Origin of the sequence: Paenibacillus sp. 2TAB26 (assembly GCF_052115145.1) — a bacterium.
Classification (GTDB): domain Bacteria; phylum Bacillota; class Bacilli; order Paenibacillales; family Paenibacillaceae; genus Pristimantibacillus.
Genome location: NZ_JBFRGC010000001.1, coordinates 35,120 through 58,272, shown reverse-complemented (window position 1 = coordinate 58,272; position 23,153 = coordinate 35,120). Strand labels below are relative to the sequence as shown.

The 23,153-nt window shown below is 45.4% G+C and carries 16 protein-coding genes; 5 read left to right on the top strand and 11 right to left on the bottom strand.

What is annotated here, in order from left to right:
- Positions 1-52: 52 nt before the first annotated feature.
- From AB4Z50_RS00270 to AB4Z50_RS00250, 5 genes are all read right to left on the bottom strand, one after another.
- Positions 53-928 carry a carbohydrate ABC transporter permease gene (locus AB4Z50_RS00270; RefSeq protein ID WP_076266349.1) on the bottom strand — a complete coding sequence of 292 codons (876 nt, stop codon included), beginning with the start codon at positions 926-928 and terminating at the stop codon, positions 53-55.
- 63 nt (positions 929-991) lie between these two features.
- Positions 992-1,954, bottom strand: coding sequence for an ABC transporter permease (locus AB4Z50_RS00265; protein WP_441874618.1), 963 nt, complete (start codon positions 1,952-1,954; stop codon positions 992-994).
- A 71-nt stretch (positions 1,955-2,025) separates the two neighbouring features.
- A complete protein-coding gene (locus AB4Z50_RS00260; protein ID WP_441874617.1) occupies positions 2,026-3,585 on the bottom strand; it encodes an extracellular solute-binding protein in 1,560 nt (519 codons plus the stop codon).
- A 240-nt stretch (positions 3,586-3,825) separates the two neighbouring features.
- Positions 3,826-4,011 (bottom strand): hypothetical protein, encoded by a 186-nt coding sequence (locus tag AB4Z50_RS00255; RefSeq protein ID WP_076266352.1) that lies wholly within the window; start codon positions 4,009-4,011, stop codon positions 3,826-3,828.
- 298 nt (positions 4,012-4,309) lie between these two features.
- Positions 4,310-5,830, bottom strand: a complete 1,521-nt coding sequence (locus AB4Z50_RS00250) for an extracellular solute-binding protein (protein WP_441874616.1) — start codon at positions 5,828-5,830, stop codon at positions 4,310-4,312.
- Positions 5,831-5,975: 145 nt separating this feature from the next.
- Here AB4Z50_RS00250 and AB4Z50_RS00245 point away from each other — a divergent pair, with 145 nt between their 5' ends.
- From AB4Z50_RS00245 to AB4Z50_RS00225, 5 genes are all read left to right on the top strand, one after another.
- On the top strand, positions 5,976-8,279 hold the full coding sequence (locus AB4Z50_RS00245; RefSeq protein WP_441874615.1) for an AraC family transcriptional regulator: 2,304 nt from the start codon (positions 5,976-5,978) through the stop codon (positions 8,277-8,279).
- Positions 8,280-8,344: 65 nt separating this feature from the next.
- Positions 8,345-8,863 carry a DinB family protein gene (locus tag AB4Z50_RS00240; RefSeq protein WP_441874614.1) on the top strand — a complete coding sequence of 173 codons (519 nt, stop codon included), beginning with the start codon at positions 8,345-8,347 and terminating at the stop codon, positions 8,861-8,863.
- A gap of 122 nt (positions 8,864-8,985) precedes the next feature.
- Positions 8,986-9,408: a DUF1284 domain-containing protein gene (locus tag AB4Z50_RS00235; protein WP_441874613.1), complete on the top strand. Its 423-nt coding sequence runs from the start codon at positions 8,986-8,988 to the stop codon at positions 9,406-9,408.
- Between the two features lie 237 nt (positions 9,409-9,645).
- Positions 9,646-11,358 carry a sensor histidine kinase gene (locus AB4Z50_RS00230; RefSeq protein WP_441874612.1) on the top strand — a complete coding sequence of 571 codons (1,713 nt, stop codon included), beginning with the start codon at positions 9,646-9,648 and terminating at the stop codon, positions 11,356-11,358.
- Positions 11,336-12,949: a response regulator transcription factor gene (locus AB4Z50_RS00225; RefSeq protein ID WP_441874611.1), complete on the top strand. Its 1,614-nt coding sequence runs from the start codon at positions 11,336-11,338 to the stop codon at positions 12,947-12,949. Before AB4Z50_RS00230 ends, AB4Z50_RS00225 begins: the two co-directional genes overlap by 23 nt.
- A gap of 59 nt (positions 12,950-13,008) precedes the next feature.
- Here AB4Z50_RS00225 and AB4Z50_RS00220 read toward each other — a convergent pair whose 3' ends face one another.
- From AB4Z50_RS00220 to serS, 6 genes are all read right to left on the bottom strand, one after another.
- Complete coding sequence (locus AB4Z50_RS00220) at positions 13,009-14,706, bottom strand: extracellular solute-binding protein (RefSeq protein ID WP_441874610.1); 1,698 nt, start codon at positions 14,704-14,706, stop codon at positions 13,009-13,011.
- Positions 14,707-14,812: 106 nt separating this feature from the next.
- On the bottom strand, positions 14,813-15,691 hold the full coding sequence (locus AB4Z50_RS00215; RefSeq protein ID WP_441874609.1) for a carbohydrate ABC transporter permease: 879 nt from the start codon (positions 15,689-15,691) through the stop codon (positions 14,813-14,815).
- 18 nt (positions 15,692-15,709) lie between these two features.
- A complete protein-coding gene (locus AB4Z50_RS00210; protein WP_441874608.1) occupies positions 15,710-16,675 on the bottom strand; it encodes an ABC transporter permease in 966 nt (321 codons plus the stop codon).
- A gap of 206 nt (positions 16,676-16,881) precedes the next feature.
- Entirely contained in the window at positions 16,882-21,177 is a 4,296-nt protein-coding gene (locus tag AB4Z50_RS00205) for an endo-1,4-beta-xylanase (RefSeq protein WP_441874607.1), read from the bottom strand.
- Positions 21,178-21,284: 107 nt separating this feature from the next.
- The gene (locus AB4Z50_RS00200) at positions 21,285-21,413 is read right to left on the bottom strand and encodes a hypothetical protein (RefSeq protein WP_441874606.1); all 129 of its coding nucleotides are present in this window, start codon (positions 21,411-21,413) and stop codon (positions 21,285-21,287) included.
- A gap of 307 nt (positions 21,414-21,720) precedes the next feature.
- On the bottom strand, positions 21,721-23,004 hold the full coding sequence (serS, locus tag AB4Z50_RS00195) for a serine--tRNA ligase (protein WP_441874605.1): 1,284 nt from the start codon (positions 23,002-23,004) through the stop codon (positions 21,721-21,723).
- Positions 23,005-23,153 lie beyond the last annotated feature (149 nt).

Here is a 23,153-nt window from a genome sequence, read left to right as displayed (position 1 = left end):
CAAACAGTACTCCTCTCCATTTTCCACTGTTACAGTTCAAGCTCAAACAACATCAACCTTTAATCGAGCCCAGCATCGCACCCTTAGCGAAATGCTTTTGCAAAAACGGATATACGATCAGAATAGGCAGCGTCGCTACAACAATGACAGCCATCTTCACCGTCTGATCCGGCGGCGGAACTGCTGCATCCAGGTCAGAGCTGTAGTCTAGGCCGCTAGCCAGCACGACGATTTGGCGGAGCAGCACCTGAATCGGCCACTTGGCGCTGTCATCCAAGTACAGAATCGCACTGAGATACGTATTCCAATAGGTGACCGCGTAAAATAATGAAATGGTAGCGATCGCGGGCATCGATAGCGGAAGCACGATACGGAACAAGATGCCGAAGTCGTTGCAGCCGTCGATTTTGGCCGATTCCTCAAGCCCTTCGGGTATATTTTGAAAAAAGTTTTTCAAAATAATAAGGTTGAACGCGCTGATTGCCGACGGGATAATGAGCGCTGCATAGCTGTCGATCAGCCCCATCTCGCGCACAACAAGAAATGTCGGAATGAGCCCTCCGCTGAACAGCATCGTAAATACAACGAGAAACATAATTCCCTTGCGTCCGTCGAGATCTCTTCGCGACAAGCCATAGGCCATCAACGCTGTTGTGAACATGCTGAACAGGGTGCCGACGATCGTAACGCCGGTCGATACCGTCATGGCACGAAAAATCGTATTGGTCGAGAAAATGAATTTATAGGCATCAAAGCTCCAAATCGTTGGCACGAGGATGAACTTCTTCATCGCCATCTCGGCGCTTGTGGTGAATGATCCGGCAACAACATGCAGAAACGGAAGCACCGTAACGAGCGCGATAATGGCAAGGAGCGTGAAGTTCACAATGGAAAATAGCCGCCCGCTAAACGTTTTATCCTCTACCATGCTGAATCCTCCTTAAGTTTTTGTAGTGAAGCTTCTGGCGACTTAACCTTCGAGCGCCTTATCCTAATAGATGCCTTCCTCGCCCATCTTCTTCGCGAGCCTATTGGCCGTCATTACAAGCACAAGCCCGATAAAGGATTTGAAGAAGCCAATCGCCGTGCTGTAGCTGAATTTCCCCTGTCTAAGTCCAGCCGTATAGACATAGGTATCGATAATCTCAGCAACCTCACGATTCATCGAGTTCAGCAGCAGGTACACATGCTCGAACCCAAGCTCAAGCACATCGCCGATCTTTAGAATGAGCAAAATAATAATAACGCTACGAATGGCAGGCAGCGTAATATGCCATACCTGTCTAAGCCGGCCCGCTCCATCCATCCGTGCTGCCTCATAGAGGCCAGGATCGACGGAGGCGATGGCCGCCAAATATATGATCGTTCCCCAACCCGCTTCCCGCCAGATCACCTGAATGATATAGGTTGGTCTGAACCACTCGGGACTGAGCAGGAAATTGACTTTTTCGAATCCAAAGTACTCAAGCAGCTCGTTCACAATACCGCCGTCCGACGTTAGCATGACGAAGCTGATCGACACAATAATGACCCAAGACATAAAATGCGGCAAATACACAAGCGTCTGAAACGTCCGTTTGAAAAAAGAGAATCGAACCTCGTTCAGCATAAGCGCCAGCAGGATCGGGATCGGAAAATAAAATAATAAATTCATGCCAAACAGCAGCAGTGTATTCGTTAAAATGTTCAAAAAATCAGGCTCGGTGAACAAACGTTCAAAATGCTTGAAGCCCACCCATTCACTCCCGCCAATACCCTTGAACGGCTTATAGTCTTGAAAGGCAATAGCAAGCCCAAACATCGGAATATATTTAAAAATAATGAAGAAAAGTACGCCCGGCAGCAGCATGACATAGAGCCATTTGTTTTTCCAAAGCCGCTTCTTAAGCTCGCTCGTTCTAGGCTGAGGTACCCTTGCCAGTTGAACCGCGTTTTCCTGATGAGCTTCTTGCATATGGGTTCTTCCTTTCCACGGGAGGTTATAGAGACTGCTCGAGCATGCGAGCAGCCTCTATGGGCTATTCTTTATTTTTTGTAAGCAGCATTGTATTCCTCGATAATCTGAGCCCCGCCGCGCTTCTTCCAATCCTCAACCGCTTTGTCGAATCCAGCCTTATCAATCGATCCATAAATATATTTGTAAGTGGCATCCTTTATAATTTCCTGAAGCTCCGTGCCCTTCTCGGTATACGTTTTCGAATCAAGCGGCGCAGTAGGATCGGCAATGGCGATCTTCTCGTTCTCGATAATGAGCTGCTCCGCATGAATTCTCGCCGGAAGCTCGTGGAAACCATCGTACATACCGTTTGTTTCCGGCTCACCAATAACGCTGTCCTTAAAGCCTTTGACCTCGCGCTCCGTCAGCTCTTTATCTGCCGATGCTTTTGCCTTGCCATCCACTACCGTATAATGAGTGCCTTCAATGCCCCAGAACATCATGTTCGCCACTTCCGGCGTCATCAGCTTATCGAAGTAAGCCAAAATCTTCTTCAGCTCGGCTTCATCTTTAATCGCAGATTTCGGGAATAACGCTACGTTGTTGTAGCCCGGAATGGACCATGATGCCAGCTTCCCGTCTGGTCCAGCAATCATGCTGTGTGTATCAACGACTGCGGTCGGCACGTTTTTAACAAGGTCCTTCACTAGTGAGTCCACATCCTGCATGGAGCCGATGTATACGCCTGCCTTGCCGCTCGTGAACATATTGACTTGATCTGTTTTGCTTGTCGCTGCAAAGTCTACGTTCATCGCTTTGGCGTCGCGAATTTTTTTGATAAAATCCATCGTGGCTGCATATTCAGGCGTCGTAAACTCTGGAACAAGCTGGCCGTCCCGCTCACCCCAGTTGTTCGGCGTGCCGAACCATGCGGAGGCCGTTTTGAACGCACCATATACGAGATCGTTCCGGTCAGCTAAACCAATCGTGTCCGGCTTGTTGTTGCCATCCGGGTCGCCTGTCGTAAATTTCTCCATCATCGCAAACAGCTCATCCACGTTAGCAGGTGCGGCGAGGCCAAGCTTATCTGCCCAGTCCTTGCGATAAATAATGCCTTGGCGAGCCAGCGGTCTGCCGATGTATAGCGAATATAGCTTGCCATCCACTTTTGTATTGTTCAAAATCTCTTCCTTCAGCTTGCTCAGGTTAGGAAACTCGCTGAAATAAGGGCCAATTTCCCAAAACTGACCGTCTCTGATCGCTTCCTTCATTTGAACGAAGGTCGCTTGGTTCTTCAAATAAGTAACCTGCGGCAGCGAACCCGTCGCAAAGGATGCGTTCAGCTTCTCCTCATACGTGTCTGCCGGAAAAAATTGATACGTTAGTTTTGTGTTCGTCAGCTTCTCCAGCTCGTTTTTGATTGTATCTGGCGGTGTCTCTGCGATGTTAAGAGGCAGCATGATCGTAATTTCAGTCGGCTTCTCCGGCTCTGCCGGTTTGTCTGTCTCTTCCGTCTTTGCTGCGCTGTCATTGGTTGCTGCTGGCGGCGTACTATTTTTTCCGTTATTGCTGCCGCTTGAGCAAGCTGCGAGCAATAAACTAAATGTTAAAACTACGCCCATCAGAATCGAAAACGATTTTTTCTTCATACAGCGTTGACCTCCATATATCGTTTTGGTTGCTACCTCTTCAAGCTACCACCTGGAAGAAGAGTGCCGAAACAATCATTTGTTCATATGGCATATCGTTTTAGAGGCATCTGAGCTAATGATTATTGCCGCTTCTGGTGACACTTTTGACTAAATACCGCAACACAAAAAGGGTGAAGATCGCTCTTCACCCTCAAATCATGTAGTTTATATGAAATGGCACTTATTTCATGGCGCCCTTTACTTCCAAGCAGAAACCTTGATCTTCTTATATTTGTTCACGAATCTTCTCTCCAGCTTCTTAAAAAAACCTTGGGTCTTTTTCTCTTCTTGTATGTTGCGCAGACCTCGTATAAGCAGCTGGTATCTCCATTCGTTATCATATCCGAGTTTATGTACTTCTTGGAAAAAATCAGGTTTCATCATACGTCACACTCCATGTCGTCTTATTCACTTCTGCCAATACTTAAGCAGATTCTTATTATATACTGCTGTTCTATGCAATTTCTAAACAATTTACGGGATTTTTCGACAATAATATATCTTTTTTATTTTAAAATCGATATTTATACCTAGTTCTTTGTGCTCATATGAATTCACTTCTATTTTTTATAAGCAAAAAAATAGCAGCCACGCAGGGAATAAATAACCTGCTTAGCTGCTCTATAAATAATGATATTGCCTACTTCTCTTTTAATATGCTGTTACTTGGAATCCGGCCCGCTCATTGCTTCTTGAAATATGCATCCGTATACTCGCTAATCATTAAGCTGCCTCCGCTGCGCTTCCAGCGTTCGACCTCCTGATAAAATCCTTCCATACTAATCTGTCCGAGAATATATTTGTATGTCGCGTCGGAAATGATTTTGTACAGCTCCATGCTCTTCTCATCGTAAGTCTTCGATTCAAGGCCAATAACCTTATCCGTCACGAGAAACTTATCGTTATCTGCGCTGAGACGCTCCGCCATCTCCCACATCGTTTCTTTCTCTGCTACCTTAAGTACATTCGGATTGCTTAGATCGGCAATCATAAGCGGATAAAGCGCGTTGACCTCTGTTACGCGCAGCTGCGACGTCTCTTCAGGCAGTTGAACCTCTTCACCCTCCATAAGATAGTGCTTGCCTTCTATCCCATACCGCATAAGATTGGCAACATCCTTATCCATCGTACGGTCGAAGAACGCAAGCTGCTCCAGCAGCTCCTCCTCCGTCCGAATCGCCTTTTTGGAAAATAAATATAGCCCGTTATAATTCGGAATCGACCAGACACGATACCCTTCCGGTCCTTGAATGCGATTCACCAAGGTGAAGCGCGCAGCAGGATTGATCTGCTTCGCTTCATCCGAGAGCCGCTGCACGTCGGTCATGCTGCCGATATATACGCCTGCTGCACCTCGTATAATGTTAGCCCGCTGCATCTCCTTGCTCGTTACCGCAAAATCCGCGTTAATGAGCTGCTCATCATACAACTTCTTCATGAAATTCATCGTATCCATGTAGGCTGCCGTTTCGAACTCTGGAACTACCTTCTTATCGACGATACCCCAGTTGTTCGGCGTGCCGAAATAAGAGCTCAGCGTCTTAAAGGCCCCAAATACCAAATCATTACGGTCAGCCAGCCCGACGGTATCCTTTATCCCATTGCGGTCCGGGTCACCGAGCGTAAACTGCCGAATGACCTCATACAGCTCCTCAATCGTTCCCGGCTTGTCCAGCTTGAGATTATCCAGCCAGTCTTCCCTTATAATAACGCCTTGTCTAGACGATGGCCGCTCCGTGTAAAGCCCGTATATGCCGCCATCTATTGCGGATTGCCCCAAAATGCCGCTATTCAAATGCCTTAAATTCGGGAACCGCTCCAAATAAGGGCCGATCTCCCAGAATGAGCCCGAGCGAATGGCATTTTTCACAAAAATATAATCGGTATGCTTCACGAAAGTCGCCTTCTTCAGCGAATTTGTGGAGAGGGCTGTGTTCATTTTATCTGTGTAGATGCCGTCCGGTACCCAGTTAATATCAAGCTTCACATTTGTTAAATCCTCGATGAGCGCAATGATCTCTTCACTTGGCGGATGGGGAAAGTGCAGCGGTGCCATAATGGAGATCGTCGTTTTTGTGTTTGCGTCTTTTCGCTCATTTGGAGCAGAAGATGCGGTGCATGAAGCGCAAATGAAAAGGATAAGCAGCACGATAAAAAAGCGACAGCCTGCGCGTACTCCTATGTTCCGTGAATGGATTACCACCTTAATCCCCCTTGTCTTATCAGCCTTTTCTCTTCATAATCTAAGGAAATGATTATTTGCGCGATAGATGATTATTGCTCAAAATGTATGCGTTTACTAAAATAAAGCTAATGCTCGCTCATTACTAGACAAGGTGTTGATAGCTGTGCGATCTTTAACCTTTTTAAGCAAGATGACGATCTTCGGCTTTCTGCTCAGCACGCTTCCCGTCATTTTTATCGGTGCATTCTCGTATGCGACCTCTTCCAGTGAAATTCAGAAAAATGTAAACCGTGGGAAAATGCAGCTTATCATGCAAATCAACTCCAATGTAGAGCAGAAATTGACGACTGTCAACCACACGCTGAATCAGGTTATTAACTCGACCGTGCTCAAAAAAGCGATGAATCAGCCGCTAACCGTCAACGATTTTGTGATGTATGATGACCTGCGGAACGAGATCCGCCATATGCAATCCTTTGACACCAAGCTTGAGGATGTCATCCTGATCAATGAGCGCCATAACTGGATGATCAAAAATTCCGGACTATATTCGTTTGAACAATATGCTTATTTCGATGAGCTGTCCAGCCTTATGCAAATGCCTGAAGGAACCTCATGGGTGCTTAACCCATCCAGCTGGTTTTATAGTGAGGAAGCCGCGGAAAGTGCTGCTTGCAGCTACAGCATCAGCCTCGTAAAGAAGCTGCCGACCAATGGGCTTGAAAAATACGGCTTGGCGCTCGCCAACATTCCGACCTGCAGCTTGCAGGAGCTGCTTAAGAGCGATGAGGACCCTTTTTCGACGATTATGATTTTGGATGATCAATACCGTATTCTGCTCCATCCCGACCAAGCGTTGATCGGCAAGCCTGTGCTCGAGAGCGGACTGCATATGGGACAGCTCACTGAGCCCTCCGGACAGTTTACACAATCGATTGAACAGAAGGATTATTCCGTCACCTATTACCGTTCCGATCTAAACGGCTGGACCTATCTCTCAGCCACGTCCATTGCCGGCATGACGAAGGAATCAAATAAAATTGGCACGTATACACTTTATGTATGTCTATTTATGCTCACGCTATCCATGCTGCTCGCTTGGATCGGTTCCCGGCATATGTATTCGCCAATTCAATTGCTGCTGAATCAAATCGGCGAGCGTCTGACCGACATTCAGAAGCGGAAAACAAATGAATTCCAAGCGATTGGGGAACGCGTCACCCATTTATTCCAGTCCAAAACCGAGCTTGAAAAAGAGGTTAGGCAGCATATTCATCAAGTGCGCACCTTCTTCTTCATGAAAGCCTTCCAAGGCAACATCAAGTCAAGTGAAATCCCGGAGAAGCTGGCTCAATTCGGCTATGGCTCTCAGCTAAAAGAGTGGAAAACGATGGCCGCGATTACGCTGCAAATTGATTTTCCTGATAACAGCCGTTACTCCAAAAGTGATTTGGAGCTGCTCCTATTCGCTGTCCATAACATCATCGAGGAGCTTATTCCCTTCGAGCAGCGACTCGCCCCGATCATTATGGATCAAACGATTGTGACGATTATCGGCAGCGCAGAAGTGGGCAAGGACGCTTTCCACAATGCCAAATATGCGTTAACGGAGCATCTGCAGCAGCAGATCGCAAGCTACCTAAACGTGCAGGTCAGCATTGGCATGAGCTTGCCGTTCGACTCCTTCTCATCGCTGGCGACAGCTTATAAAGAAGGCCTTGAGGCACTGAAGCAGCGCATGAAATTAGGCGAAGGCATCATTATTCAGTATGAGAATGTAAATGCCGGCAAACATTATTTGAATCTCAACTACCCAGGGCATATCGAGAATGAGCTTATCGATGCGATTAAGCTGGCCGAGAAGGATAAATCGAAGGAGCTGCTGCGAGCTTTTTTGCAGGCGGTATTTGTCGTGGAGCTATCGCCGCAGGAATATCAAATTCCGCTTGCCCGGCTGCTCAATAATCTGTTGATCGTTATGCAGGAATCAGGCGTAAGCCTTAATCAAATCCATCCGTTAAAGGGTTCCCTGCTTGAGGAGCTGCTTGAGCTGCATACCTCTGCCGAGATCGATGATTGGTTCTGGACTAGCGTTGTTTATCCAATGATCAACATATTCAAGGATCGTCAGGAGGCGCAGTACCACAACATTTCGGAGAAGATCATTGACCTCGTACAGCATTTGTACGACACCGATCTTACGCTAGAAGAATGTGCATCGCGGCTTCACTATAATGCCAATTATTTAAGCAGCGTTTTCCGTAAGGAGACGAATTATTCGTTTAGCGAGTATTTGTCGATGTACCGTTTCAAAATGGCAAAACAATGGCTCGCTGATAGCGAGCTGCCAATTAAAGACATCGCTGCAAAGCTGTGTTACAATAATCCGCAAAACTTCATCCGTTCCTTCCGCAAACAAGAGGGAATTACTCCAGGGCAATACCGCTATAAAAAACGCAGCGGATAGCCGATAAAAATAATGAAAGCTTTTGGAAAATAAATGCTCTTCAATATGAATGGGAGGCTTTACGCATGACACAACGACCGTCACGGGATGAATACTTTGATTATTATGAACAGTATATCGGCCTAGTAGGCGAAGGATCTGTTACGGAATGGCTTACAAAACAGCTCGCAAGCACAACTGAATTGCTTTCCGATATTCCCGAGGAGCAGGCTAATTACCGCTATGCGGAAGGAAAATGGACGCTTAAGGAAGTCATCGGTCACATCTCGGATAATGAGCGCGTCATGAGCTACCGTTTGCTTCGAATCGCACGGGGTGACAAGACACCTCTTGCCGGCTATGATCAGGACGAATTTATGAACGGCGCCACCTTTCAAGAATGGTCTTTATCACAGATTATCGAGGACTACATCTCGGTTCGCCGGGCTACTCTCGCTTTGTTGCGCGGCTTGTCGGATGAAGCATGGCTTCGCATTGGCGTAGCTAATGGCGGCAATATCTCCGCTAGAGCTCTCGCTTACATTATTGCCGGACATGAGACTCATCATTTGAACATCATTCAAGAAAAATATTTAGGAAAATAAATCGTTTTCTCTTATTCGCTCATTAACTTAATGAATAGCTAGATAAAATCCTATATGTAAACCTTTTATTATGATAAAATGGTTAACATATAGGATTTTTTTGCATGAGGAGCGGTACTTCTATGACGATTCGATTACGAGGACACCATCTGCTTTGTCTACTAGGCTACCGAGGTATGGGTTATTCGGATGATTTCTGCGTCAATATGACTGCCATTTACGAATTGCTGCTCGCAAAGCCTGAAACTGAAATTGAAATTATTTTAGGCCCAGACGATGTTTGCAAAGCATATCCGCCGGACAAAGCCTATCATTGCGAGGGAACCGTCTACAGCTTGGATGCAGCGATACTCGCAAAGCTTGGGCTCCAAGTAGCTGAGCGAGGAAGCTGGCAGTCCATATGTGACCGCGTAGCTAAAACGATGGTGCCTGAGGACATCAGTCATCTATGTATGACCTGCCCTTGGGAAAAATATGGCGTCTGTGCGGAGGGTGTTGGCCTCGTTATACAAGGCAAGTCTTTGCCTAAGGTAGGCATTAAGTAGACCTATGGAGAAAACATCAATGCAGCTATGTTATATTCGTTACAAACGAAATACAGCTAAATAGAACTAATTAAATTATTAATTCCCACAAGGCTGCGCTGAAACTGGCGCAGCCTTTTATTTAGTGCGCAAAATAAGCTGATTAATGCCTAATTATTAGTACAATTCCCACCATGCTTATTAAAATATAGTAAAATAGAAGGTGCTGCTATTTAAATTTCCGGAGGAATATTAATCATGAATGCTGGTCTTTCTATATTTCAAAAGCTGATGCTAGGGCTACTGCTCATGTTCTTCTTAATCATCATTATTTTCTGGATTATATATCGGCTTAATGTAACGGACATCCAAGAAGAACTAAAGAAAAACAAAATTGGTGAAGTCAAATTCATGACCTCACAACTCTCCACCCAGTTCGAGCAAGTCCTTATGAATACGACGACCATGTCTGAAGACCATTCGGTCAGAGGATATCCCTATGTCCTGCAATTCGGGGATGCCTATTCCAAGTACGAGGCGAAATTAGCTATTATTGACAAGCTCGCTCTCAACAGTGCCTCTACATCCTGGAACAACACGATCACTCTCTACTACCCTGATTTGAAGGAAACCGTCTCTTCCGACAGTACATTATCCTTCTCAACCTATAATCCGCCCTCCCAACGGCTGAATAAGTGGGTCGTGCACTGGGAGAAGGATGGTACTGGATATTATTCTAATTTGACCCGGAGCCATATCGGTCCATTGCTTATTGAAACAAGAGTCTCTTTGGATAATCTACTTAAAATGATGAAGCAGTACTCATCCGGAACCCCTTTGCTTTATGATTCTTTTAACAAAACGATTATCCAAACTGGTAATTCCCCTCTACTGGAGGATACGACAGGCCGAATTATTCCGTTAATTGAGGGAAAGAGCGGCTTTTTATCGGTCGACGACAATGGAACTGAATACCTGCTCAACTATATGAAATCTGACTTGCTTGATTTGTACTTTATAGATTACCACCCTATGCGTCAGTTCATTGAGCCTATTTCTCAAAATAATATTCTTTTTATATTTTCCATCATTGTGCTGCTGCTTATTTCACTGATGTATAGCCTCGTGCTGCGCAGGCAAGTGCAGACACCTGTTATTGTACTAAGGAAGGCTATTGACAAATTTGATCGCGGTGATTTTTCTAGTCGTGTCATCGATCTTCATGCAACCGAGTTCAGAATGCTTGGCAACTCCTTTAATCGTATGGCCGAGAATACGCAGCGACTCATTGAGCAGGTGCTCGTTGCAGAGCTGGAAGTTACCGAAGCAAGACTTAAGCAATACCAAGCTCAAATTAATCCCCATTTTTTGTATAACTGCTTGAATTATATTCAGAGTAAAGCCAGCATCGAGGACCATGAATCCGTAACTGCGATGACGCTTCATCTCGGAGCTTATTGCAGATACGTTCACAAAATTGAAAATATCGATTCTACCATTAACGAGGAGCTTGTCTTCGTTGAGCACTACCTGTCCATTTTACAGTTGCGTAAACGGTCGATGACCTTCTCTATTGATATCCCACCATCCATGTGTATGTATCGCTTGCCTAGAATGATCCTTCAACCGCTTGTCGAGAATTGCATTCAGCATGGCATAGAACCCTCTCTGCATCCCGGTCAGATCAAGATTAGTGCGGAGGAGGACGAGCAGTCCCTGCGTATATTCATTCAAGATAGCGGAGTCGGAATAGCGGAGGATAGACTCTCTATCGTTAATCAACATATCGAGGAACGCATATTTTCTGAGAATAAGGTAGGTACAGGCATGAGGAATGTACACCAGCGTCTCAAGCTATATTTTGGAAAGAGATCTGGGCTGACTATTCAATCTAAATTAGCCGAAGGAACTTGTTATATCATTACAATTCAAAAGCAGGAGGACAACCATGCTACAAGTATTATTAGTTGATGACGAATCCTATGTCGTCGATGATCTAGAAATTGCCTTCCCCTGGACCAAATATGGGGTTGAAAAGGTATATACAGCTTATTCCGGCATAGAGGCGCTGCAGGTCATTGAACGGAATTCTATTGATATTCTCATTACAGATATTGCCATGCCAGGAATGACTGGACTAGAGCTCATTTCACGAGTTAAAGAATTTAATAAGGCAATCAAATGCATTCTGCTTACTGGCTATGCGGAATTCGAATATGCCCAGGAGGCGATAAAGCAGGGGGTCGTAGACTATTTAATTAAGCCGCTTGATCATAATAAGCTCGGCCTCTGTCTTGAAGAAACGATAAATATCATGAAAGAGGAGATGGAGCAGACCGCATCCTACGAGCAGGCTTTATTCACGTTCCGGGAGCATCTTCCTGTCATGAAGGACAAGCTCCTTAATGAGCTGCTGCAAGGCAAGAACTACTCGGAGGAGGCTCTTGTCGACAAGCTTTCCAGCTTCTCACTGACCTATGGGAAAGACGATGATGTCTTTCTTCTTGTCATTCGTCTGGAGGAGCATTTCAACCGCTATGGACAAAACAGCCTGCTACTTTTCGAATATGCAGTGACAAACATCGCTTGCGAGCTGCTCGAGGACTCCTTCGAGACTTGGCATTGCCGAGATGCTTATGATTATCTTATATTTACGCTCAAAGCAAAACAAACAGACGGGTTTCAGAACTCTGAAAGTCTATTAAAGGAGCTTACCAGTCGTTCACTCCAATTGCATCGTAATGTGAATGAATACTTGGGGGGCGGCATATCGGTCATCCTTACCTATCCGGGAAAATTCAGTAGTGATCTTCGCCATATGCATGAGAATGCAGTCACAGCAATCAGAAAGCAAGTCGGAAACGGTACAGGCTATTTTCTAGCGCTTGCCGAGCAGCCGTCACAAGTATCCTACGTTCGATCCATGAACGTATTATATGATCCGCCTACGTTTATCCATCTGCTGGAAACCAGCCAATGGGACGGATTTGAAGACAGATTGAACCAAGTTGAGGAAGCTTTCAGCGCTTTATCCGAGCAAACGGAAGAGCATTTGGATGCAATAAGTACGGTGCTCATGTCCTCCTTCCATTACATAGCTCATAGAAACAATGTTCTCCTGTCAGATGTAGCGGGAAATGCGCTTATGTATAGACAAACGTTCCGCTCACTTTGTCAGCTTATTGAATGGGCAAAACAGCTTGCCTTAACACTAAAGGAGAAGCTGGAGAAAGACGTTTCTAGTCAACAACAAGCAATTATTCGAGAGATCCAAGTATTTATTTCATCTCATCTGTCGACAGTCAGCCTGCAATCGATAGCCGATTGCGTATCCCTCCATCCTGTTTACGTATCCAAGCTGTTCAAGCAGCTGAGCGGCAGCAGCCTGAGTGAGTATATTCTCAGTGTGAAGATGGAGCATGCCGTTGCTTTGCTCCGAAATTCAACCGATAAGGTATACGAAATTTCGGATAAGCTCGGTTATTCAAATTCACAATACTTCATTAAGGTATTCAAGGAGCAGCATGGTATGACCCCTCAGGATTTTCGGGATAAGACCTAGTTGAATTAAATAACAGCAAGAAGGGCAGCCCATAAATGAGCCGCCCTTCTTGCTGTTATTTATTTTGACTTAATTTCATCGTACCATTTGTTGACTTCTTCCGCTATTTTCGCTCCGCCTGAAGAATTATATCTTTCAACAAAAGCATCGAATTCATCAACCGAGGTTTTATTATAAATGATTTTGTTCAGTACTTCCTTCTCCAGCTTGCTTAGCATATCGCCTTTGGATAGCTGCGTCTCCGTAGGAGTACCAGTAAACATACTAGGCATAATAGCATCCTTCTGATCAACAACAATCTTCGCCGCTTGCATTTGCTCTGGAATAGAGGTAGTAAGCGTCTCTTCATACGGCGTGGACGGCTTTTCACCGTTCGCTAGTTTTGCTAACCCGTTGATACGAAGAAAAGGAATGATGGCTCCATCAAAGGTTAGTGTATATCGTATGGCATCTACCCAACCGCCAGGGATTTTATCACTATCCTGCTCGCGGTAAATCTCACCGTTCGGGCCAATATCATAGTCATACCCTTTTGCGAAGCCTTTAGAGAATGGACCATCCCCATCAGGGTTTGCCCAGTTGTCAAATAGGTAATTCTGATAGACGAAGAATGCATCTTTATTTTTCATGTTTTTATTGATAAGAACCGCACCTGTGCTAATTGGAGTTCCATGACGGCCAACCTTGCCATCAGGACCAGCAGGCAGCGGATACGGCTTATATTCAGAAGTAGGGACATTTGTTTTCAAATCGGGAATTGGCCAGCCTGTCATCCAATAAGGGCCAACAATGATACCTGATTTGCCAGCTGTGAAAGCTTCTGAAGCCTTTACTTCATCATACAGTCCCGACTCTTGCGAAATGTAGCCCTTCTTCATCCAATCCTGCAGCTTGGAGAGTGCAGGCTTCATCTCTGGCTGAATAGAACCATAGGCAAGCTTGCCATCGGCCCCTACGTTCCATTGGTTTGGCATTACGCCAAACATGCCAAACACCCATCCTGTCTCGGACATCCAAGTATTCAAATTGTTTTTAAAGCCAACGGATAAAGCTGTGGTATCCTTCTTGCCATTACCGTCTGGATCCTGATTAGTAAAGGCCTCCATTACCGTTTCAAGCTCATCGATCGTCTGAGGAGCCTTCAAGTTTAATTTTTTCAACCAATCTTCACGAATATACATGACTGGATCATTATTGTAGGCATTCTCCAAAATCGGAATTCCCATTCGTTTTCCATCACGCATGTACGGGTTCCAAACCGTTGGGTCCTGTGCCATTGCTTCTTTATAGGTATCGGAAGCATATTTATCGAACAGTTCTCCTGCATCCGCAAACTGCCCGCTCGAAATTAAATCAGCAATCAGCGTTGGATCGCCCCTGAATGAAATAATATCCGGCATTTCCTGCCCCGAGGTAAGCATCAGCCTAAGCTTCGTTTGGTAGGCATTGTTTTGATCGCTGACCGTCCATAAGTACTTAATATCAATACCCAAAGTGTCTTTCGCCCACTTTGTATGAACGTTATTATCAATATTTTCGCCATTTTTGAATTTTAAATTGGTTGTAATAGGGAAGACCGTCGTAATGGAAACAGGCTCCACATATTTTCCATTCTCGAACTTCGCTGAATAAAAGGAATCATTATCGGCCTTTTCTTCTGTTTGATCGTCTTTATTGCTGCCGCAAGCTGCAAGCGATGCCATCAGCATTGCCCCTGTCATAACCATAACAGCCGGCTTTTTCAATTTAGTTAGCATATCTTTATTTCCCCCAATTGAATTTATTTGGTTTGCTTTGACCCTTCCAACCAAATCATAGATAGATCCTACTGTGCAGCAACACCCCTCTCATGAAGCAAATCCATTATTCCTTCACGGCACCAAGTACAATTCCTTTGACGAAAAATCTTTGAAGGAACGGATACACAAGGAGAATGGGTGCCATGCCGATAAAGATTTGAGCAGCCTTTACAGTTCTTTGTGAAATATTTTCCAAGTCTTCAGGACGCACCGTCACTTTGCTGAAATCTTGCTGTACGATAATGGTCTGCAGGAAAGTCGCAAGTGGATAGTTTTTATGATCAGTCATAAAGATTAGACCATCAAACCAGGAATTCCAATGACCAACCATTGAGAATAACGATAGTGTAGCAATTGCAGGCATCGATACTGGCAAATAAATACTGAATAGTGTTCTCAGATGGCCAGCTCCATCGATGAATGCAGCTTCCTCCAAATCCCTAGGCACCCCGCGAAAGAAATTAAGAAGGAGTATCATATTCCATACTGATACAGCTCCCGGAATGATAAGCACCCAAAGCGTATTCATCATGTTTAGCTTTTGAATTAGAATGTAGAAGGGAATCAAGCCACCGCTGAATAACATCGTGAAGACAAAAAACCACGTATATATACTTCTGCGTTTGAAATGTTGAGCTTCTTTAGATAGTGGATACGCCGCGAGCGTAACGAGTACCATACTGATCATCGTGCCTAATGTAGTACGCTGAACAGCTACCCATAAAGAGCGAATAAAATTCTCATTCTCCAATGTCTTGCTATAGGCTTCAACCGTGAACTGAACGGGCAGCAATCCGACCAAATTAGCGTTCGCAGCTGCTTTCCCACTGAATGAAACAGCTAAAATATGAATTAATGGAATAATGCAAGCAATAGATAATATAGTTAGGAACGTATAGTTGATCACTGTGAATAATTTGTAGGTGTTCGATTTATGATACATACTGTCGGTTCATCCTTTCTAGAAAATACGGTAATTGGCCAGTTTGTAAGCCAAGCGGTAAGCTGCGACGATAAGCACGAAGCCTACGACCGATTTGAAAAGCCCAATTGCTGTGGAGAATCCGAACTTTCCATCTATGATACCGATACGATAGACAAACGTATCAATAATATCCCCTTTGTCGAAAACCAATGCATTATACAGATTGAATATTTGGTCAAAGCCCGCATTCAATATATTGCCTAAAGAGAGTGTTCCAACCACGATTGTAATTGGGATAAGTGCTGGGATGGTAATGAACAAGGTTTGATGCCATCTGTTCGCTCCATCTACTTCCGCCGCCTCGTACAATGACGGATTAATTCCTGCTAGTGAAGCAAGGAATACGATCGTTCCAAATCCAAACTCCTTCCAGACATCGCTTACAACAACGATAAATCGGAACCAATTGCCGTCGCCGAGGAAGAATATCGGTTTTAAACCGAACACCGCGCCTAGAAACTGATTGACGAGTCCTTCACTGGACAGCATGTCCAGCAAGATGCCCCCTAAGATGACCCAAGAAAGGAAATGCGGCAAGTAAACCAGCGTCTGTACCGTCCGTTTGAAAGCCGCCTTTCTCACTTCATTGAGCAAGAGAGCGAAGGTAAACGGAGCGATGAGTCCTGAAACCATCTTCATTCCGGCTATAATAACGGTATTCCAAATGACTTGTACGTACTCTGGCGTACTGAAAAGGTAACGAAAGTGCTCCAAGCCAATCCAATTGGATTGGGAAAATCCTAGCCAAGGCTTGAAATCTTGGAAAGCAATTACGAGTCCGAACATTGGAATGTAAGCAAAGATTAAAGTAAGGATAACCGCTGGCAGCAGCATCGCATCCAGCACCAACGCCCTTTGCCATTTGGAGCGGCGATCCGTGCGTTTAGACAGCTGTGGAGCGGTCTCTGCAAGGGCATCTGCTGGCGTTATTGATTTCTTCATTTGTGTGCTTCCCTTCTGTTTGAATGACATAAACCCTATCTGTCCTATCGTCTGTTCTCATTATAAGTGGCGCCTAGAGACGCTACTATGATAAATCATAAGCATCGATAACAAATTGTTAATATCCGAGCTGACGCTGTTTGAATACAAATAAAACGCCAAGCCCCCTTCTATAGAAGAGAGCTTGGCGTCATTAAATCCATTCATTATTTGCTTGTATTCAGGATCATGAGCATATTATATAAAGCTTGAACTGACTCTGCCCGAGTAGTATGCTCACTAGGAACAAAACGATGATCATCCTTGCCCTTCATCATTCCATGCGAAGAAACAATAGAAACAGCGTTCTCCGCCCATGCTGAGATGTTAGCTTTGTCTACGTATACTAGCTCGACGTTAGTCTCCTCAGGTTTCGTTTTTGCTTGGTATGCATACGCATTGGCAAGCATAACCGCCATTTCTTCACGGGTAATGTTTGCAAGCGGAGCAAACCGATCCGCTGACACACCCTTAACAATTCCTGCGTGAAAGGCAGCATTAACCGCCGACGAGAACCAAGTTCCTTCCGCAGCGTCTTTGAAGCTGGAGGCCCCTTGCTCTTTAAGTCCAAGCAGGCGTACCAATAGAACGGTAAACTCCGCTCGCGTAATAGATTTGTCTGGAGCAAAGAGAGCAGCGGTTTGGCCATTCACAATCTGTTTTGCAGACAGCACCTTCAACGGCTCGTAAACCCAGTGGCTTGAATTAACGTCATTGAAGCTCTTATCATATTCAAGCAGCGCGTACTTACTGAAATGCGCAAGATCAACAGAGATATGATTCGTTTTTTCGTCATTCTTCCCGCCTACATATTCCCACTTATTGGTCTGCTCATTCAGCATGTAAATGCCTAAGAGCGACTTCTTCATATTGGCTTCCGCTGAATAGGAGAAAGATAGGGTGACTACTCCATCAAATGTGCCAGCCTTAATCTCACGACCATTACCTGTTATTAAAGACAGTTCGAAGGACCAGCTTTCTCCGCCAATAAACTTCGCAGATAACCCTTGCTCTCCTTTTAGCTGCTGACTGCCTGAAGCTTCTTTAGCGGGCTCCATACGAAGCGACAGCTCAGCTCCATTCCGCAATTCAGGCTTCAACTGATCAATGAGGAGCTGGAGCACTTTTGAATCAATTGTTAGTGTAGCAGACCCCTTGGCTAGCTCCAGCTCTCTGCCTTTTAATAGACCAGCTAATTGAAGGGGCAGCCGTACTTGATGCTTACCTTCTGGTACGCTGATGCTCACCTGATTAGGCGACCCGTTCTGAAAATTCTCCTGAGTAATGGTCATCACAGGATCAGCAGTGCTGCCAGATTGCCCAGAGCTTCCAGGTTTGTCACCGCCATTATCGATACCACTGTTATTTTCTGACTCGGCAAAAGTCAAAATGCCGAATTGGGAAGTATTTCTCCATGAATCGTTTGTTGGATCGTTCCATTTGGCGGTGCTGTGCACTCCTTCCCCCTGATCGTCATTCACCTGAATGTCCAGACCTATTACACTATCTTTATTCGGACGAAGCTCAGGCAGCGCGATCTTCACTTCCATGCGGTAGCCTTTCTCTGTTTTTACAACTGCGCTCTCCAGACGAGAAGGAGAAGCATTTCCAGCAAAAGTTGCCGCATTATCAATATTTATCCGATATTGTGCATCGTCATATTGATAGGTCGAAGTTCGTTGATGATTTTCATCGATGAAAATTTCGATTGAATCCTGCAGCCATGGCTGCGGATCGTCTGATTTAAGCAAAGGATCGGTTACGTCGATTAGCAGCAGCAGACTGTCATCCGTCCACATAGAGCGAGCTTGAGCCGTTGCTTTGTTGTTATTATTAGTTAGATCCACAGCGAATGGCTTTGCCTTTTCCCACTCGCTTTCCATTTGTCCATCAATACGTGCAGTGCCTTTTATCGACTGTGCGCTTTTTGGCATACTTGCAAGCTGAATGACGCCATACTTGCTTGTGTCCAGATCTTGACTTAATGTGCTGTCATTCCAATAAACCGGCAGCATCTCGCTTGTCGATGCATCCTGAATACGAATATCGAATCCGATTTCTTCCGTTCCTTGCGCTAAGCCTTTCCAAGGAATAACGGCTTCTAGCCTATAACCAGTTGCTGTTTCTTTTATTTTATAGCTGCTGTCGCCATTTTCAGCGCCTGACCGATTAAAAGTAAGACGACGATCATCTGACTCATAAACCGCTGACTTTCCATTATTCTCATCAATAAACAGCTCTAACTTGTCCGCTGCGTCACGGGTAGCATCTTTAACCTCTACTTGAACGTAAAGATTGGTCATATCCCATAAGGTACGGAACGTTGCAGACTCGCTGCCGCTGCGTTTAAGCCGTGTCTGTACAGCTTTTTTCCATACGGAATCTGCAGAATTCTGATCACCCGCCGTTGGCGTTGCCATGAGTGATACCGTACGGTTTGTAATAATCGGAAGTGTAAGTGGATCTACAATTCCCCAGTAGACTAGCTTAGCCTGGAGATTCGCATCGAATAGCATAGCCTGATTATTGTAGGATTTCTCGTCTTGCAGTCCCCAAATCGTTACAGAGGAAATCTTGTCCTTATAGGTTTTGTATAAGTCAAACAATTCCTTATATCTATGTGCTTGTTTTGCAGCTATGTCAGCAGGCATAGGCGTACCCATGCTCACTCCGCTATCAACATCCAGCTCGGTAACCTGAATATCTAGCCCTAGCGAAGAGAACAGCTTAATTGTCTTTTCAACTTCTTCAATTGGTGGCGTAACCAACCCATAGTGAGATTGCAAGCCTACCCCGTCGATCAGACCTTTAGCTTTGAGGCGCTTTAGCAATTGATAGATATGTTCTCTTTTTTCCGGAACCTCTGTGAAGTAATCATTGTAATACAGCTTGGCATCAGGGTCCGCAGCACGAGCAAATTCGAATGCCTTCTCGATGTAATCAGGACCTATGAGATTATACCACGGTGAAATTCTAATACCGTCCGCATCTCCCCCATTGTCAGCAATAGCTTCGTTTACAACGTCCCATGCGTATATTTTTCCTTTATAACGTGTCATTACAGTCTCTATGTAAGACTGAAGGCGCTGCAGAAGCAAGTCGCGGCTGGCAGGCTGTCCATTGCTGTCCGTAAACATCCACTCGGCCGCATCAATATGCCATAGAAGAGCATGTCCACGCAGCCCCATTCCGTTATCTTGAGCATATTTCACATAATAATCGGCTGCATCGAATGTATACTGATTCTCAGCTGGGGAAATAAACTTTGGTTTCATTTCATAAGTTGCCGTTATGCTGTTAAAATGCTTTTTGAGAAGCTCCCCATAGGCTCCTTCCATTTGCCAGGTATAGACGGCAGCACCAATTGGAAAATCATCCTTAAAATAATCCTTTAAGGACACGATATCGTTTTGAATCGATAGCGCCGAAACAGGGACTACTGTTACTTCATCTACATAAAAAGATAACGTATCTGAAGTATTCTCCGTAATGTAAGGCGTTTCGATGAATAGTTTTAGCTCCGTAGGAGAATCGCTGTAATTAAGTTGTCCCTTAAGCTCATACCATTGCTGCCACTCCGATTTCTTAATCGTAATGGTATCTAGTGCATTCCAGCTCTCCGATCCGGACTTCTTATAGGCCGTCATTTGCAATTTGATGTCAGAGGCTGGCTCTTCCTTTAATCGAACATAGGCTTTTAATTCATATTCCTTGTTCTTTTGAAGGTGATTTTTAAGCTCAAGTGCTGGCCCATGAAACGTACGGCTCCGCCCTTCTACCAACATACTGTTGCTGCCGCTATAGGCTTCAGCTGCGGAAACGGTCAGCGCCTCATGTCCGACTCGTGGCAACCACCCCTGAAGCGTTCCATCTTCAAAATCGATAAACAGTCGATCATCGCCCACCGGGCCCTCCAAATCAGGCACGAGCTCTATGGAAACATCATCAAAATAAAAGGAGGTACCTGCCGTGGCTTCTGCATAAAGATCATATTGGCCATTCTTGCTCCCTGTCGTATAATTCCTTTTAATTAAGGTCCATTGCGATGCGGCATTCTGATCCGCCGTGCCTATCTGCTCCCAGTGGTCTTGCCCGTCAATGCGGCTCTTCATTGTAAGCTTAATATCAGCTGGCGTTGTACCGGGGGATAGCTTGACCCAAGCACTAATGGAGTAGGTGCGGTTAGGAGCCAACAATTCTGTTAAAACGTAATTGGGTCCCTCCCAATCCTCACTCCTCCCAGAAATATACAGGCTATGAGAGCCGCCATGATACTCATCTCCTGAGACCGTTAGCGACTCGTTTCCTTTACGCGCCCAGCCCTGCGTTGTTCCATTCTCAAAATCTGAAGTGAGAATGGTTGTGCTGCTCTCGTTAGCAAACACCTGCTTAGAGGGAGGAAGAATGATAGTGATAAGCATGGCAAAAGCGATAAATAATGCGAACGGTTTAGTAAAATTCATATAAATCCTCCTTAATGTGATGATCATAGCGCTGCAACTAGCTCTTTGTTCCATTCTTTTGTTGTGCGATTATATAAACCAAAGGTGGCACCGAATTCCCAGTAGGCCTAAGGCATGCTTAGTCGCTCTGCATCCAAGCGTTCGGTCTCCGTCCAAACCACTCGGGAAGCCATGTCTGCCGTGCGATAGACGCCAAACTCCCCTAGTTCCATATTCCTCAGCCATCCACTCCGCACCTTGATGCGTTGGCTTCCTCAATGACCATATCCCACGCCCCTTCAACCGGGGCATCCAAAGCGCACCCCTCTCTTCTTCAATGCTTTTCCCCCTAGTATATAAATCCCGCTCTTCACTTCATGTACTACAATCGGATAGTTGAAGTATAGCTCTAAGGTAAGCGTTTCCATATAACAAATACATCACTCACATAACAAATTATTAGCTTTGTCCCTAATCGAGTAACCTTTTTTCATATCAAAGTAAATAGAACAAAAAAAATGCGATAAGGAAATGCTGCTGAGCATCTCCTTACCGCATATCAATTTATTCATTAATTGCTATTTTCTCCAGCCCTCTCATATAAGGCTGAAGTGCAGCTGGGATACGAATCGAGCCGTCTTCCTCCTGATGATTCTCGATGAGTGGAATGAGAATACGCGGGCTAGCCACTGCTGTGTTGTTGAGCGTATGGCAATATTTTAACGAGCCATCCTCTGCACGGTACCGTATATTCGAGCGGCGTGCTTGAAAATCATGCAGGTTCGACGACGAATGCGTCTCCCCGTAGGCCTGCCTGCTTGGCATCCATGTCTCAATATCGTATTGCTTATACGTTTTTTGCGACATATCGCCAGTACATACTGCCATGACTCTATAGGGCAGCTCAAGGCATTGAAGCAGTTCCTCGGCATTAGCCGTTATTTCCTGCAGCAGCGACTCCGACAACGCCGGATCAGCCTCGCACAAAATAACCTGCTCGACCTTGGCAAACTGATGTACACGGTATAGACCATGAACATCTCTGCCAGCCGAGCCGACCTCGCTGCGGAAGCATACCGATGCAGCAGCCAGCTTGATTGGCTCTCCTACCTCTATAATTTCGTCCGCGTAATAGGTAACCATAGGTACCTCCGAGGTGCCTACCAGCCATTTATCCTCGCCTGCAATCCGGTAGGTCTGATCCTCACCAAGCGGGAAAAAGCCAGTATGCTTCATCGCTTCGGTGCGGACCATTAATGGTACTTCCAGCAGTGTGAAGCCTTTTCTCAGCAGCAAATCGACAGCCAGCTGTTGCACGGCACGATGGAGCAAAACGCCTGCCCCCTTCAAGTAATAATTGCGGCTGCCTGCTGCCTTCACACCTCGCTGCACATCAATCATTTGGTGCAGCTCACCCAGCGCCATATGATCCTTTGGTTCAAAAGGAAAACTCGGGGCTTCGCCAACACGCTTTTGCTCTATATTGTCTGCGTCCGATCGTCCGTCTGGCGTGTCTGGCGATACGATATTAGGTACCAACGCCATGAGCTCAACTGCATGCTGCTCTACTATCGCAAGCTCTGCTTCCACTGTGCCCAGCTTCTCATTTGTTTCCTTGACCTTATGCTTCGTTTCTTCCACTTCAGCTTGAGCATTCTGCCTCACTAGTGTGCCGATAAGATTCGAGAGCTTGTTGCGAATTTCCCGTAAAGCATCCGATTCCTGCATTAGCTGACGTTTCTTCTCGTCCCAGAGCATCAGCTCTGCAATAGAAATCTGAATCCCCTTCTGATTCGCAACCGTCTGTACCTGCTCTTGATTTTGCCTAACCCATTTCATGTCCAACATGCTAACCGCGCTCCTTTTCATTAGAAAAACACAAAAAACGCCCTCCATCCCAATGGGACGAGGAGCGTTTTTTACTCGCGGTGCCACCCAAATTGATTAAACAGACGCACTGTCTAATCCTCTTTGTTCCGCGATAACGGGCGGGCCCG